Source organism: Bacillus cereus group sp. MG20, assembly GCF_040459885.1.
GTDB lineage: Bacteria > Bacillota > Bacilli > Bacillales > Bacillaceae_G > Bacillus_A > Bacillus_A cereus.
Map to the genome: position 1 here is coordinate 3,377,745 of NZ_JARVHF010000001.1, position 13,221 is coordinate 3,390,965.

Below are 13,221 nucleotides of genomic sequence, written 5' to 3' on the forward strand. Positions count from 1 at the left end.
AATAAAGAGTCAGTGGTATACGATTTCCCACTGACCGAAGTAATTATTCACTTTTCCATTTATATCCGACTTTATAGACCGTTTCTAGGTAATCTTCAATCGGAAATCCTTTTTTGCGTAGTTTATCACGGATATTACGAATGTGTGAGTCAATTGTTCTATATTCGATATCTGTTTCATAGCCCCAAATTTTTTCGATTAAATCATCTCGGCTATAAGCACGGTTTGTATTTTGCAAAAATAGCCCGAGTAACGAAAATTCGATAGGAGTTAGCGAGATTTTTTCATCATAAACTGTGACAGTATGTTTCGTTTTATCCCACTCAATACCATTGAAACTAACAAAGCCATCTTTTTTTGTACGGCGTAATATAGCCTCGATTCGCGCGACTAATACATGCTCATCAAATGGTTTTGTAATATAATCATCTGCGCCCATCGTGAGGCCTTTCACCATATCGTAGTTTTGGTTGCGAGCTGTTAACATAATGATAGGAACGTTGGAAATTTGACGAATTTGATAGCAAGTATCCCATCCATCCATATTTGGCATCATAACATCTAATAAAATAATATCGAATTCTTTTTGTTCGATTAATTTTAGTGCTTCAAGGCCAGAGGTAGCTTTCATACAAAAATAGCCGCGAGGGCTTAAGAACAGATCTAATAATCGTAACATACGTTCTTCATCGTCTACTAATAAAATTTTTACCATAATCTTGTGCACCCCAAACTGTTCATTCTACTTGTATAGTTTACATGAAAATAATAAAAAACTCTTTTTATGTGATTGAATGGAGGGCTGATTTTTTCGCTCAGAGTAATTGACATAAAAAATGCACTAGTTTTGCACAACTATTTTTTATAATAGAAAACGTAGCGACACAAAATACCCTATGTTGCGACATAACGTCATGTCATTTTATTTATAAAATGACAATTCCATTCTATTGTGTATGTGAGATAGAGAGGGTTTTCGTATTCACCTCGCATCGGATAAGAAAAATTTCCTATCTCACACTTTTTTTAAAAGGAGATCATACACATGAATTCAAAAGAAGAAATTTCAAAAAAAGAAAAGCAAGATCGTAATACGGTTGTCATGTGCGTTGCCGTATCTATGGTTATTATTATAAGTTGCGTAAATAAAATTTTGGGGATTTTATAATATAAAAAAAGCTGATTGCTTCTTAAGAAGCAATCAGCTTTTTTCGTTGTTAGGGGGAAGGCGTGAAACAGCTCGCTAATGTGTTAACTCCCCTGACGTTAATCGTCCGTTAGGTCGAAACGTTAGAAACCCCCACTTCAAGCTTTGCTAAGTGGGGGAGTGTTCATATGATAAACCAAGGTAAAATTGCTAATCCAGAAGTTATAATTGCTGTAGTAAATATTAAAAGCATAGCTCGTTTGTTTTGTTTCATGTCACATTCTCCTCTACATATCAAGTACATGCGATTAACGTGGGATGTAGTTCCCCACTGAGTAAAGTTTCACTTTATATTTTTAGTATAATGAATGGAAAGGTTTGGTACGATCGATAAAGGTGACATGAAGATTACATTGTTGTAATGAAAAAAGCATCTTTCTTAATAAAAAGATGCTTTTGGAAAACTATATTGAAGTATTAATCATTTAAGAACAGAACCATATGTTCCTCGTCCCAATATTGACCGTTATGTTTTAATGAACGCTCTTGTACGCCGTAAGTTTGGAAACCTAATGATTCATATAATTTTTTGGCACCAGCGTTACCAACTACAACATCGAGCATAAGTTGTTCTACATGTAATTTATCGGCATTTTCAATAATTGCTTTAATAAGAGCTCGTCCTGCTCCAAGGCCACGCGCTTTTGGGGAAACGAAAACGGAACCGATTTTTGCTTTATGTTCTTGTTTAATAAAAGGCTTTGTTTCTAAAGTAGCAATGCCGATTAAATCATCATCTTTGAAGACCCCTAGAGTATACTTATCCGGATTGCTTAATCGTTTTGCCATAGCAGCTACAGGATCCTCATGTTTCAAAACATCTTCATAGGAAGAGCTAAAAGCTTCCGGGTTCTTCGTTAAACCTTCCATACAAACTTTTAAATATATTTCTGCGTCCTCTGTCGTTAATAAGCGAATTTCCATAGTTGTAACCTCCTTGGTCGATTGCAAATAAAATAAATCCATTACTTTTATAAGATTGTGTATGTGTTTTGTTAGCAGTCTCTTTTAATTTGTAAAAGAATGAAAAGATATATGCTACAATGTTTTGTTTTTTAATATGTAATGAAATTATATATTAACTTTATTAACTATTCAAGTCTTTAATATATTACATTTTCATAACTAAAATAACTCCTCGATTGAGGAGTTATTTTAGTTATTCGATTGATAACCATCAATTCGATGTGGATGTGTGTAAATATTGCAGGATTCATTTCTGATAAATCCTACGACTGTAATGCCTAAATCGTGAGCGAGTTGCAATGCTAGTTTTGTTGGGGCAGATTTAGATAGAACAATTTCACATCCGATTTTTGAAACTTTGAGTAAAATTTCGGATGAAATACGTCCGCTAAATGCGATAATTTTTCCTTTAACAGATATATCATTGCGTAAACAATGACCGTATATTTTGTCTAATGCATTATGTCTTCCGATATCCATTCTTGATAGAAGGATATTATTTCGATCACATAGCGCGGTATTGTGAACACCACCAGTTTGGCGAAAGGTAGTGGAAGATTGTTGTAAAGTATTCATTAAGTAAAAACATTCTTCAGGAGTAATTTTTACATGTATATCATGTAAGTCTTTTGCTTTTGCTGCGTCGTTTACGAAAATAAAACCTTGTCTACCTTTTCCGCAGCAAGAAGTGATGTATCGTTTATTATATAAAGTTTGATAGAGCGGATTCACTTTTGATGATTTTACATGGACAATTCCGTTATCTTTTTGAACCCATAGTTCTTCAACATCGTTATAGGAAGAAATAATCCCCTCAGAAATTAAAAAACCAATTACCATATCTTCAATATAATTTGGTGTGCATACGACTGTTACATATTCTTCACCATTCAATTTAATAGTAATAGGAGATTCTGTAACAATCTCGTCAAGTTGTTTTGAAAATGTACCAGATTGATAACGTACAATTGTATAAGTCTCTTGCGTAGGCCCCATATTTAATTCCCCTTTTATATGTATTTCTCTCCCACATTTATCATAAAACAATGGGAAAAATAAAAACACCTATTAACAAGAAGATCACAGATTATTTTGGTTATTATTGTATATGTACGATATAATAGAACTGTAGAATAGTGATATTTTCAAGCTTTCGTAGTTATACCTTATAACATCTAGAATCGACTTCATAAGAAAGTATTTGGGTAGAGCGTTTCAAAAATATGTACAGTAATGTGGTTTTGAAAACGGATTCATAATTGTGTTGTACAGTTGGTTGTAAGGAGAGGGGAAACTATGGCAGAACAGACAGTCCGTGTAACCGTCGATGGTAAAGAATTTTCTGCATCAGGTGAAAAGACGATACTACAATTATTTAACGAGAGTAATTTGGAACATCCTCAAATTTGTCATGTACCAGAAGTAGATCCAATTCAAACTTGTGATACGTGTATTGTAGAAGTAAATGGAAAATTATTGCGTGCTTGTTCAACGAAATTAGAGAACGGTATGCATATCGAAAGACAGTCCCAGCGTGCAAAAGAGGCACAGACTGAGGCAATGGATCGAATATTAGAGAATCATCTATTGTATTGTACCGTTTGTGATAACAATAATGGTAACTGTAAAGTCCACAATACAGTACATATGATGGGAATTGAGGAACAGAAATATCCGTATGAGCCGAAAGTAAGTGCGTGTGAAGTGGATATGTCACATCCATTTTATCGATATGATCCAAATCAATGTATTGCTTGTGGGCAGTGTGTAGAAGTATGTCAAAACTTACAAGTGAATGAAACTATATCGATTGATTGGAGCTTAGACCGTCCACGTGTTATATGGGACAATGGTGTAAGTATAAATGACTCATCTTGTGTAAGTTGTGGGCAATGTGTAACAGTATGTCCATGTAATGCGTTAATGGAAAAAACAATGCTGGGTGAAGCTGGATTCATGACTGGATTGAAACCAGATGTGTTAGATCCGATGATTGATTTTGTAAAGGATGTAGAGCCTGGATATAGTAGTATTTTAGCAGTTTCAGAAGTAGAGGCTGCGATGCGTAAGACGAAAGTGAATAAAACAAAAACAGTTTGTACATTTTGTGGTGTAGGTTGTTCATTTGAAGTATGGACGAAAGACCGCCACATTTTGAAAGTACAGCCTGTTTCAGATGCGCCGGTTAACGGTATTTCCACATGCGTAAAAGGAAAATTTGGATGGGATTTTGTAAACAGTGAAGATCGAATTACAAAGCCATTAATTCGCCAAGGAGATATGTTTGTTGAAGCTTCATGGGAAGAGGCTCTTGAAGTTGTTGCATCCAATATGCAGCATATTAAATCAGAATATGGCAGTGATGCATTTGGGTTTATTTCTTCTTCAAAAGTAACGAATGAAGAAAATTATCTTATGCAAAAATTAGCCCGTCAAATATATGGAACGAATAATGTAGACAACTGTTCCCGTTATTGTCAATCTCCAGCAACAGACGGTTTATTTAAAACTGTCGGTATGGGCGGGGACGCTGGAACAGTGAAAGATATTGCGGAAGCTGGCCTTGTCATTATCGTTGGAGCAAATCCAACAGAAGGACATCCTGTACTTGCAACGCGTGTAAAACGTGCTCATAAATTACATGACCAAAAATTAATTGTGGCGGACCTTCGTAAACATGAAATGGCAGAGCGTGCGGATTTATTCATTCATCCGCGCCAAGGAACTGATTACGTATGGCTCGCTGGTATTACGAAATATATTATTGATCAAGATTGGCACGATAAAAAGTTCATAGCTGAAAATGTAAAGAATTTTGATGAATATAGCAAAATGGTAGAAAAGTATACGCTTGATTATACAGAAGAAATTACGGGGATTTCGAAAGAAAATCTGAAAGAAATGGCTCGTATGGTATATGAAGCAGATGGTACTTGTGTACTTTGGGGAATGGGTGTAACTCAAAATACTGGAGGAAGTACAACTTCAGCAGCAATTTCAAATCTATTGCTTGTTACGGGTAATTATCGTCGTCCTGGTGCAGGAGCATATCCATTACGCGGACATAATAACGTACAAGGCGCTTGTGATATGGCAACATTACCAAACTGGCTTCCAGGTTACCAAGCAGTTTCAGATGATGCGCTCCGTGCGAAATTTGAAAAAGCATACGGTACTACAATTCCGAAAGCACCAGGCTTAAATAATATTGCAATGTTACTTGCGGCAGATGAAGGAAAACTGCGTGGTATGTATGTTATGGGTGAAGAAATGGCTTTAGTAGATTCGAATGCCAACCATGTACAACATATTTTAGCGAATTTAGATTTCCTTGTTGTTCAAGATATGTTCTTATCGAAAACAGCTCGTTTTGCTGATGTTATTTTACCGGCAGCACCAAGCTTAGAAAAAGAGGGAACATTTACGAATACAGAGCGCCGTATTCAAAGATTATATGAAGTATTGAAGCCGCTTGGTGATTCAAAGCCAGACTGGTGGATTTTACAAAAAGTAGCTCGTGCACTTGGCGGGGACTGGAATTATGAAAATCCAAGTGAAATCATGGATGAAATTGCATCGCTTGCACCTTTATATTCTCAGGCAACATACGATCGTTTAGAAGGATGGAATAGTTTATGTTGGGGTAGCCATGATGGCAGCGATACACCACTATTATATGTGGACGGATTTAACTTCCCAGATAAACTAGCTCGTCTATCATTAGATGAATGGGTACCACCAGTTGTAGCGCCAGATGAGTATGATTTACTTTTAAATAATGGTCGTATGTTAGAACATTTCCATGAAGGGAATATGACGAATAAATCGGCTGGTATTTTATCTAAAGTATCTGAAGTGTTCGTTGAAATCTCGCCTGAACTTGCCCTAGAGCGCAATGTGAAAGATGGTGGTCTTGTAGAATTAGCATCACCATTTGGGAAAATTAAAGTACAGGCACTTGTTACAGATCGTGTAACGGGGAAAGAGCTATATTTACCGATGCATGCAACGGTAAATGAAGAGGCAATCAATATTTTAACTGGAACGGCGACAGATCTTTATACGTGTACACCAGCGTACAAACAAACGATGGTAAAGATGCGTGTACTACGTGAAAAAGGGAATCGTCCGTTACCATCTTCAAACCCGAGAGATAAAAAGCGTAATCCGCAAAACGGTGTTGAAATCCAGCAAAAATGGCAAAGAAAACAATACGTATCACTTGTGGACTAGGGGGCGGAGAGAGTGGCGAAAGAAATTACTGTAATTAAAAAGAAAGTTGTAACAGAGGAAGAACAGAAACAGCAAGTAGCAGATGAACTTCTAAATGAGCTATCTAATAATCGTGAAGCAGTAGAAGAAACGATGCAGCTTTTAGCACAGTTGCAGAAGGCTGGTATATTAGATGCGGCAATTAGTTTACTTGCTGCGAAGGAAGATGTTTCAAAAATCGCTGTGGAGCAATTAAATCGTGAACCCGTTAAAAATGCGTTAAATAATATGATGGGGGCAGGAGAAGCGTTATCTTCAGTTGACCCAGAAATAACGAAGCAAATTACGTCAAGTTTAGTTACAGGATTGCAATTTGCAACAGATGAATTAAATAGTGGCAAAAAAACAAAAGTGATGGATTTCTTTAAAGTATTAAAAGATCCAGATATCAATAGAGCTATTACATTCGGTTTTAGCTTCTTGAAAGCATTTGGACAAGGGCTAGAGAAAAAATAGAATAAATGAAAAAGTGATGGGAAGTAGCCATCACTTTTTTCATTATATGTATAAGAGTGTTCATGTTAAGCGGAATATATTATTATTAAAAAGATGGATTAGAACTGGAAATATGGAATCCATCTCAAATACCGTTTTAGAATTTGGAGGAATATATGCAACACCGTAAAAAACTATCTATACCAGGAGTAATGAGACATTCCTTTCAAACAGTTAAATTTGCTTTTTGGAATGTATTAACTTTTCAACTTGCTTATAAATTATTAGCAGCGATTGTGTTTGTTCCGCTATTTGGAATTATTTTTAATAAGTTATTGTATTTTGGTGGTTATGCAAATGCGACAAATGATGAATTATTAGCGTTTTTAAAGACGCCTTATGGCATCTTAGCAATCGTAATTTTATCATTGTTAGCACTGTTTCTTATCTTTACGGAATTTGCGGTGCTTATTATTATTTCGTATTTCGCTCATAAAAGACAGAAGGTGAAATTACGTCCGATTTTATATAAAACGGTAACGTATTTACCTACTCTTTTCACATATTGCTTACCAGGATTTATTTTATATGCTGTCGTATTGTTGCCTCTTTTAAATATGGGATATGAAACGGCATTAATCCCGCAAATTCAAATTCCTAACTTTATTACAGGAGAACTGTTTAAGACAACGATGGGGCAAGTTGGTTATTACACGTTCTTTGCTGTAGTCGCGTATTTGAATCTTCGATGGATTTTCGTTCTACCTATTGTTGTTTTAGAGCAAAAATCATTTCGCGTGGCAGCACGTAAAAGTGCAAATTTAGTAAAGGAAAGCTTTTTTAAAGTACTACTCTTTTTAGTAGGATTTTTTATTTCAATTGGAATTGTATATGTCGTATTTTTGGGAATATATTTATTGTGCCTATGGGGTGTTTATGAATTTACAAACCCGAAAGGAACATTTGCATTATTAGCTGAATCAACGATTTCTGTATTTTTAACGAGCACATTGTATTTATTCAGCTTTATCGTGACGCCATTTTATATTATGGCGATTACGCGATTATACTTACAAAAGGTACCGGTTGAAGATGTTTTATTAGAAGAAGGATTAGATTATTCGAAAACGAAAGCAGATAAATGTTTCTTCCAAAAACATCGTTGGAAATTCATTGGCGTATACATTGTAGGGATTATTACTGCGGGAATGGTCGTTGCCTTCATTGTAACGTTTATTTCAAATTCGTATAAAGAACCGATTATTATGGCGCACCGCGGGTATATATCAAAAGGCGTAGAAAATACGAAAGAAGCTGTGCAAGGTGCTATTGATGCAAAAGCAGACTACGCTGAAATAGATGTATTACAAACGAAAGACGGTGAACTAGCGGTTATACATGATTTGAAGCTGAAACGTCTCGCAAATGCAAATGTGCATGTGTCAGATTTAACGATGGCTGAGTTAAGGCAGCTTACCCTTAGTCAAGATGGACTTTCAGGACAAATAAGTACACTGGATGAAATCATTAAGCTAGCAAATGGCAAAATCAAACTTAATATAGAAGTGAAGCTTCATGGGGGCGAAAAAGACTTTGTAAACAAAGTCTTAAAAACGATTAAAGATAATGAATTTGAGAAGCAATGTGTAATTCAAACGTTACACTATCCGCTTATTAAAGAGTTTAAGCGTGCAAATCCAGATATAAAAGTAGGGTATATATTGTATGCAAGTAGAGCTAACTTAAAGAATGTGAAGGCTGACTTTTACGTAGCAGAAGAATATATGTTAAATAAGAAATTAGTAAAAGAAGCAAGGAAGTTAAACAAACCAATTTACGTATGGACAGTAAATGATATGGAAAATTTAAAGGCATATTATAAGTTAAACGTAGATGGTATCATAACTGATTACCCTGAAGATGCACGTGAAACAATTAAGATGTTAAAAGAGCAAGAAGCGGAAGAAAGTGATCTGTTTGATAAAATTACTGAAACGACAGATGATTTGTTTTTAAAATTATTTATAAGTTACCCAGCTGCTAGCTAAATGCTAGCAGCTGTTTTTTTGTGAAAAGAATATATCTCTAAAGTATTAAGTAAAGTAATAACTGTATATGTATACGTTATCGCTTAGTTTTTTACATTGTTACATTATTGTCAAATAATAAATGATTACTGTTTATTTTGAAGAAGTATAATAAAAATTGAGTGAAAGATAATGGAATGTCACGAAACCCCTAATAGAATCAATGTTTTATATATTTACACTATTCTAAATATATAAACTTTAGAAAAATGATATGTTAGCGTTTTCATAACTTTTAAGTTATGCTAGAATAAGGACATAAGTTATTAATTATTACAAAAAGAAAAAAGAATCTCTTTTTTCTGTTAATTATAAGGGGGCATTTCATTATGCGTATTGGGGTACCAGCAGAAATTAAAAACAACGAAAACCGTGTGGCAATGACACCAGCAGGTGTTGTACATTTAATTCGTAACAATCACGAAGTATTCATTCAAAAGGGTGCAGGTTTAGGATCTGGTTTCACAGACGCTCAATATGTTGAAGCGGGAGCAAAAATTGTTGATACAGCTGAAGAAGCTTGGAACATGGAAATGGTTATGAAAGTTAAAGAACCAATTGAAAGCGAATACAAACACTTCAGTGAAGGCTTAATCTTATTCACATACTTACACTTAGCTCCAGAGCCAGAATTAACAAAAGCGTTAATTGAGAAGAAAGTTGTTGCGATTGCATATGAAACAGTACAATTAGAAAACCGTTCTCTACCATTACTTGCACCTATGAGTGAAGTAGCTGGTCGTATGGCTGCACAAATTGGTGCGCAATTCCTTGAGAAAAACAAAGGCGGTAAAGGTATCTTACTTGCAGGTGTTCCAGGAGTTAAACGTGGTAAAGTAACAATCATCGGTGGTGGACAAGCTGGTACAAATGCTGCTAAAATTGCAGTTGGACTAGGTGCGGATGTAACAATCATCGACTTAAGCGCAGAACGTCTTCGTCAATTAGATGACATTTTCGGAAACCAAGTAAAAACTTTAATGTCTAATCCTTACAATATTGCAGAAGCTGTAAAAGAGTCTGATCTTGTAATCGGTGCAGTATTAATCCCAGGTGCAAAAGCTCCAAAACTTGTAACAGAAGAAATGATTAAATCAATGGAACCAGGTTCTGTTGTTGTAGATATCGCGATTGACCAAGGTGGTATTTTCGAAACAACTGACCGTATTACAACTCATGATAACCCAACTTACGAAAAACACGGCGTTGTTCATTATGCAGTTGCAAACATGCCAGGTGCGGTTCCACGTACATCAACTCTTGCATTAACAAACGTAACAGTACCATATGCAGTACAAATTGCTAACAAAGGCTACAAAGAAGCTTGCCTAGGCAACTCTGCATTACTAAAAGGTATTAACACATTAGATGGCTATGTAACATTTGAAGCAGTTGCAGAAGCTCACGGTGTAGAGTACAAAGGTGCTAAAGAATTATTAGAAGCAGAAACAGTATCTTGCTAATAGAAGCATTATACAAAACAAAATCGAACAATATATAATACAACATGATAAGAGCTAAGAGATAATACCTCTTAGCTCTTCTTAGTAAAAGGGGGCATACATCGTGGCCAACCTATTTAAAAAGAAATCCGTTACGCAATTGTTAGGGGAAAGTAAAAGTAAAACTTTGACGAAAACGCTAGGGGCATTTGACCTAACAATGCTAGGGATTGGTGCGATAATTGGTACAGGAGTTCTAGTATTAACTGGATTAGTAGCAGCAAGAGATGCTGGTCCAGCAGTTATTTTTTCATTTATGATTGCAGCAATTGTTTGTGGATTTGCAGCATTATGTTATGCAGAAGTTGCATCTACACTTCCTGTTTCAGGTAGTGTGTACACATATTCGTATGCAACAATTGGTGAGTTTGTTGCTCATTTAATGGGATGGACATTACTATCCGTATATGTCGTAACGACTGCCGCAGTAGCTGGCGGATGGACTGGTTATTTCAATAATTTAGTGAGTGGACTGGGACTTGAAATTCCGAAAGCGTTGCTAACAATTCCAGCGCAAGGTGGTATGGTAAACTTACCAGCAGTTATCGTTACGTTAGTGATAACTTGGTTATTATCACGAGGTACGAAAGAAAGTAAGCGTGTGAATAACATAATGGTATTAATTAAAATTGGTATTGTTGTTTTATTCATTGCAGTTGGTGTATTCTACGTGAAACCAGAAAACTGGATACCATTTGCACCTTACGGTTTAAGTGGAGTGTTCGCAGGGGGAGCAGCAGTATTCTTTGCTTTCTTAGGATTTGATGCATTAGCAACTTCTGCTGAAGAAGTAAAAAATCCGCAACGTGATCTACCAATTGGTATTATTGCTTCGTTAGTTATTTGTACAATCATTTATGTTGTAGTTTGTCTCGTTATGACGGGTATGGTTTCTTATAAAGAGCTAGATGTACCGGAAGCGATGGCATATGTGTTAGAGGTTGTAGGACAAGATAAAGTGGCTGGTGTAATTGCTATTGGAGCTGTAATCGGTATTATGGCTGTAATTTTCGCTTACATTTATGCGACAACACGTGTATTCTTCGCAATGAGTCGTGACGGTTTATTACCAAAATCTTTTGCGAAAATTAACAAGAAGACTGAAGCGCCAACATTTTCAGTTTGGTTAACAGGAATTGGTAGTGCTTTAATTGCTGGATTTATCGATTTAAAAGAATTGTCGAATTTAGCGAATATTGGAGCGTTATTAACATTCGCCATGGTTGGTGTAACTGTTATCATTCTTCGTAAAACGCATCCGAAATTACAACGTGGATTTATGGTACCACTTGTACCGATCTTACCGATTATTTCAATTGCATGTTGTCTATTCTTAATGGTAAATTTACCGTTAACAACATGGATATACTTTGGTATTTGGTTAGCGATTGGAGTAGTTGTATACTTTGTTTATTCGAAAAAACATAGTCATTTAAAAGACGATGGAAGTTCGCAGGATAATTTAGAACAAGCTAATTAAAGGGATATAAACACAGTAAGCCTTGTGCGTCTAGGGAGCGCGCAAGGCTTTTTCTTTTTTTGAAATAAAGGGAACATATATTACTTTGTTGAATTTTTATGTCGGAATATGAAAAAAGGGTGTGAGAAAAATGGAAGAAATAAAAGTTGTTGTTGGAGCAGAGGATTATAATAATAACCCTGGTTGGTTACATACGAATGAAGAAGAATTAAATTTATTACGGAGAGAAACTTGGCTTGATAAGTTTCAATCTAATTCTTTATCAGTCATTTTGGCAGAGCATGTATGGGAGCATTTATCATATGAAGAAGGAATTGAAGCTGCAAAAATTTGTTATGAGTTTTTAATGGAGAATGGATATATTCGTTGTGCAGTACCAGATGCATTTTTTCCAGATGAAGAATATCAGCAAGGGGTACAAGTGGGGGGACCTGGTCCATTAGATCATCCTGCAGCAAGCCATAAAATTGTTCATAACTATAAAACAATCACGTCCATGTTTGAATCAGCAGGTTTTCAAGTGAGGCTCTTAGAATACTGTGATGAGAATGGTAAGTTTCACTATAATGATTGGAATGAGAAAGATGGATTTATTTATCGTTCGAAACGTTTTGACCATAGAAATCGGGATAATCAGTTAGGATTTGTTTCTTTAATTGTGGATGCGGTGAAAAATGAAAAGTAAGTAAAAAAGGGTGTGCGAATTGTACATCCTTTTTTGTATGAGAATATAGAGGATGCGGAAAATATGTATATGCCTTACTAAAATGTGAACGAAATGTTCATAAAAAAAATTCAGATTTCATTGACACATATGAGTAGGCGCTCATATAATAAGAGTATAAGATATATGAATGATTGTTCATATGTTCAATTAAAGAGGTGAGCTATAATGGCTGGAAATAAAGTAGAAACACCACAAGAGACATGTTCTCAAACGATAATTCATGAAGAAGTTGTTGAGCAAGTAAAACAAACAATTCCAACTGATGAAAGTTTAAGTAAAGTAGCAGAACTATTTAAAGTATTAGGTGACCGTACACGTACGAGAATATTACATGCGCTATTTGAAGCTGAAATGTGCGTTTGTGATTTAGCTTATTTATTAGGAATGACACAATCATCTATTTCGCATCAGCTTCGTGTGTTAAAGCAAGCGAAACTTGTGAAGAATCGTAAAGAAGGAAAGGTTGTTTATTATTCGTTAGCTGACCAGCACGTAATTCATATCTTCGAGCAAGCGTTTGAACACGTAAACGAAGAAGAATAAAA

At 35.5% G+C, this 13,221-nt stretch carries 11 protein-coding genes; 8 read left to right on the forward strand and 3 right to left on the reverse strand.

Translation table 11 applies throughout. The annotated features are described in order from the left end of the window. Positions 1-43: 43 nt before the first annotated feature. A complete protein-coding gene (locus QCI81_RS17315) occupies positions 44-715 on the reverse strand; it encodes a response regulator transcription factor (RefSeq protein ID WP_000238956.1) in 672 nt (223 codons plus the stop codon). A gap of 330 nt (positions 716-1,045) precedes the next feature. On the opposite strand from QCI81_RS17315, the gene QCI81_RS17320 reads away from it, so the two are divergent. Beyond that, positions 1,046-1,168 carry a hypothetical protein gene (locus QCI81_RS17320; RefSeq protein WP_001085006.1) on the forward strand — a complete coding sequence of 41 codons (123 nt, stop codon included), beginning with the start codon at positions 1,046-1,048 and terminating at the stop codon, positions 1,166-1,168. A gap of 456 nt (positions 1,169-1,624) precedes the next feature. Here QCI81_RS17320 and QCI81_RS17325 read toward each other — a convergent pair whose 3' ends face one another. Next, positions 1,625-2,131 carry a GNAT family N-acetyltransferase gene (locus tag QCI81_RS17325; RefSeq protein WP_000405868.1) on the reverse strand — a complete coding sequence of 169 codons (507 nt, stop codon included), beginning with the start codon at positions 2,129-2,131 and terminating at the stop codon, positions 1,625-1,627. 231 nt (positions 2,132-2,362) lie between these two features. Further along, positions 2,363-3,169 carry a formate dehydrogenase accessory sulfurtransferase FdhD gene (gene fdhD / locus QCI81_RS17330; RefSeq protein ID WP_000529238.1) on the reverse strand — a complete coding sequence of 269 codons (807 nt, stop codon included), beginning with the start codon at positions 3,167-3,169 and terminating at the stop codon, positions 2,363-2,365. 300 nt (positions 3,170-3,469) lie between these two features. On the opposite strand from fdhD, the gene fdhF reads away from it, so the two are divergent. From fdhF to QCI81_RS17365, 7 genes are all read left to right on the forward strand, one after another. After that, positions 3,470-6,406: a formate dehydrogenase subunit alpha gene (gene fdhF, locus QCI81_RS17335; protein WP_016125452.1), complete on the forward strand. Its 2,937-nt coding sequence runs from the start codon at positions 3,470-3,472 to the stop codon at positions 6,404-6,406. A 12-nt stretch (positions 6,407-6,418) separates the two neighbouring features. Continuing rightward, entirely contained in the window at positions 6,419-6,901 is a 483-nt protein-coding gene (locus QCI81_RS17340; RefSeq protein ID WP_001040540.1) for a helical membrane plugin domain-containing protein, read from the forward strand. Positions 6,902-7,056: 155 nt separating this feature from the next. Next, the gene (locus tag QCI81_RS17345) at positions 7,057-8,928 is read left to right on the forward strand and encodes a glycerophosphodiester phosphodiesterase (protein ID WP_001164720.1); all 1,872 of its coding nucleotides are present in this window, start codon (positions 7,057-7,059) and stop codon (positions 8,926-8,928) included. Positions 8,929-9,296: 368 nt separating this feature from the next. Next, positions 9,297-10,430, forward strand: coding sequence for an alanine dehydrogenase (gene ald, locus QCI81_RS17350; protein ID WP_001219741.1), 1,134 nt, complete (start codon positions 9,297-9,299; stop codon positions 10,428-10,430). A 103-nt stretch (positions 10,431-10,533) separates the two neighbouring features. Next, positions 10,534-11,949 carry an amino acid permease gene (locus QCI81_RS17355; RefSeq protein WP_001284897.1) on the forward strand — a complete coding sequence of 472 codons (1,416 nt, stop codon included), beginning with the start codon at positions 10,534-10,536 and terminating at the stop codon, positions 11,947-11,949. A 130-nt stretch (positions 11,950-12,079) separates the two neighbouring features. Then, the gene (locus QCI81_RS17360) at positions 12,080-12,634 is read left to right on the forward strand and encodes a class I SAM-dependent methyltransferase (RefSeq protein WP_061661010.1); all 555 of its coding nucleotides are present in this window, start codon (positions 12,080-12,082) and stop codon (positions 12,632-12,634) included. 207 nt (positions 12,635-12,841) lie between these two features. After that, the gene (locus QCI81_RS17365; protein ID WP_000918378.1) at positions 12,842-13,219 is read left to right on the forward strand and encodes an ArsR/SmtB family transcription factor; all 378 of its coding nucleotides are present in this window, start codon (positions 12,842-12,844) and stop codon (positions 13,217-13,219) included. Positions 13,220-13,221 lie beyond the last annotated feature (2 nt).

Bases quoted from the DNA above. Each gene is read 5' to 3' on its own strand.
- QCI81_RS17315 (WP_000238956.1), bottom strand. From the start codon at position 715: ATGGTAAAAATTTTATTAGTAGACGATGAAGAACGTATGTTACGATTA.
- QCI81_RS17325 (WP_000405868.1), bottom strand. From the start codon at position 2,131: ATGGAAATTCGCTTATTAACGACAGAGGACGCAGAAATATATTTAAAA.
- QCI81_RS17365 (WP_000918378.1), top strand. From the start codon at position 12,842: ATGGCTGGAAATAAAGTAGAAACACCACAAGAGACATGTTCTCAAACG.
- QCI81_RS17320 (WP_001085006.1), top strand. From the start codon at position 1,046: ATGAATTCAAAAGAAGAAATTTCAAAAAAAGAAAAGCAAGATCGTAAT.
- fdhF (WP_016125452.1), top strand. From the start codon at position 3,470: ATGGCAGAACAGACAGTCCGTGTAACCGTCGATGGTAAAGAATTTTCT.
- fdhD (WP_000529238.1), bottom strand. From the start codon at position 3,169: ATGGGGCCTACGCAAGAGACTTATACAATTGTACGTTATCAATCTGGT.
- QCI81_RS17360 (WP_061661010.1), top strand. From the start codon at position 12,080: ATGGAAGAAATAAAAGTTGTTGTTGGAGCAGAGGATTATAATAATAAC.
- QCI81_RS17345 (WP_001164720.1), top strand. From the start codon at position 7,057: ATGCAACACCGTAAAAAACTATCTATACCAGGAGTAATGAGACATTCC.
- ald (WP_001219741.1), top strand. From the start codon at position 9,297: ATGCGTATTGGGGTACCAGCAGAAATTAAAAACAACGAAAACCGTGTG.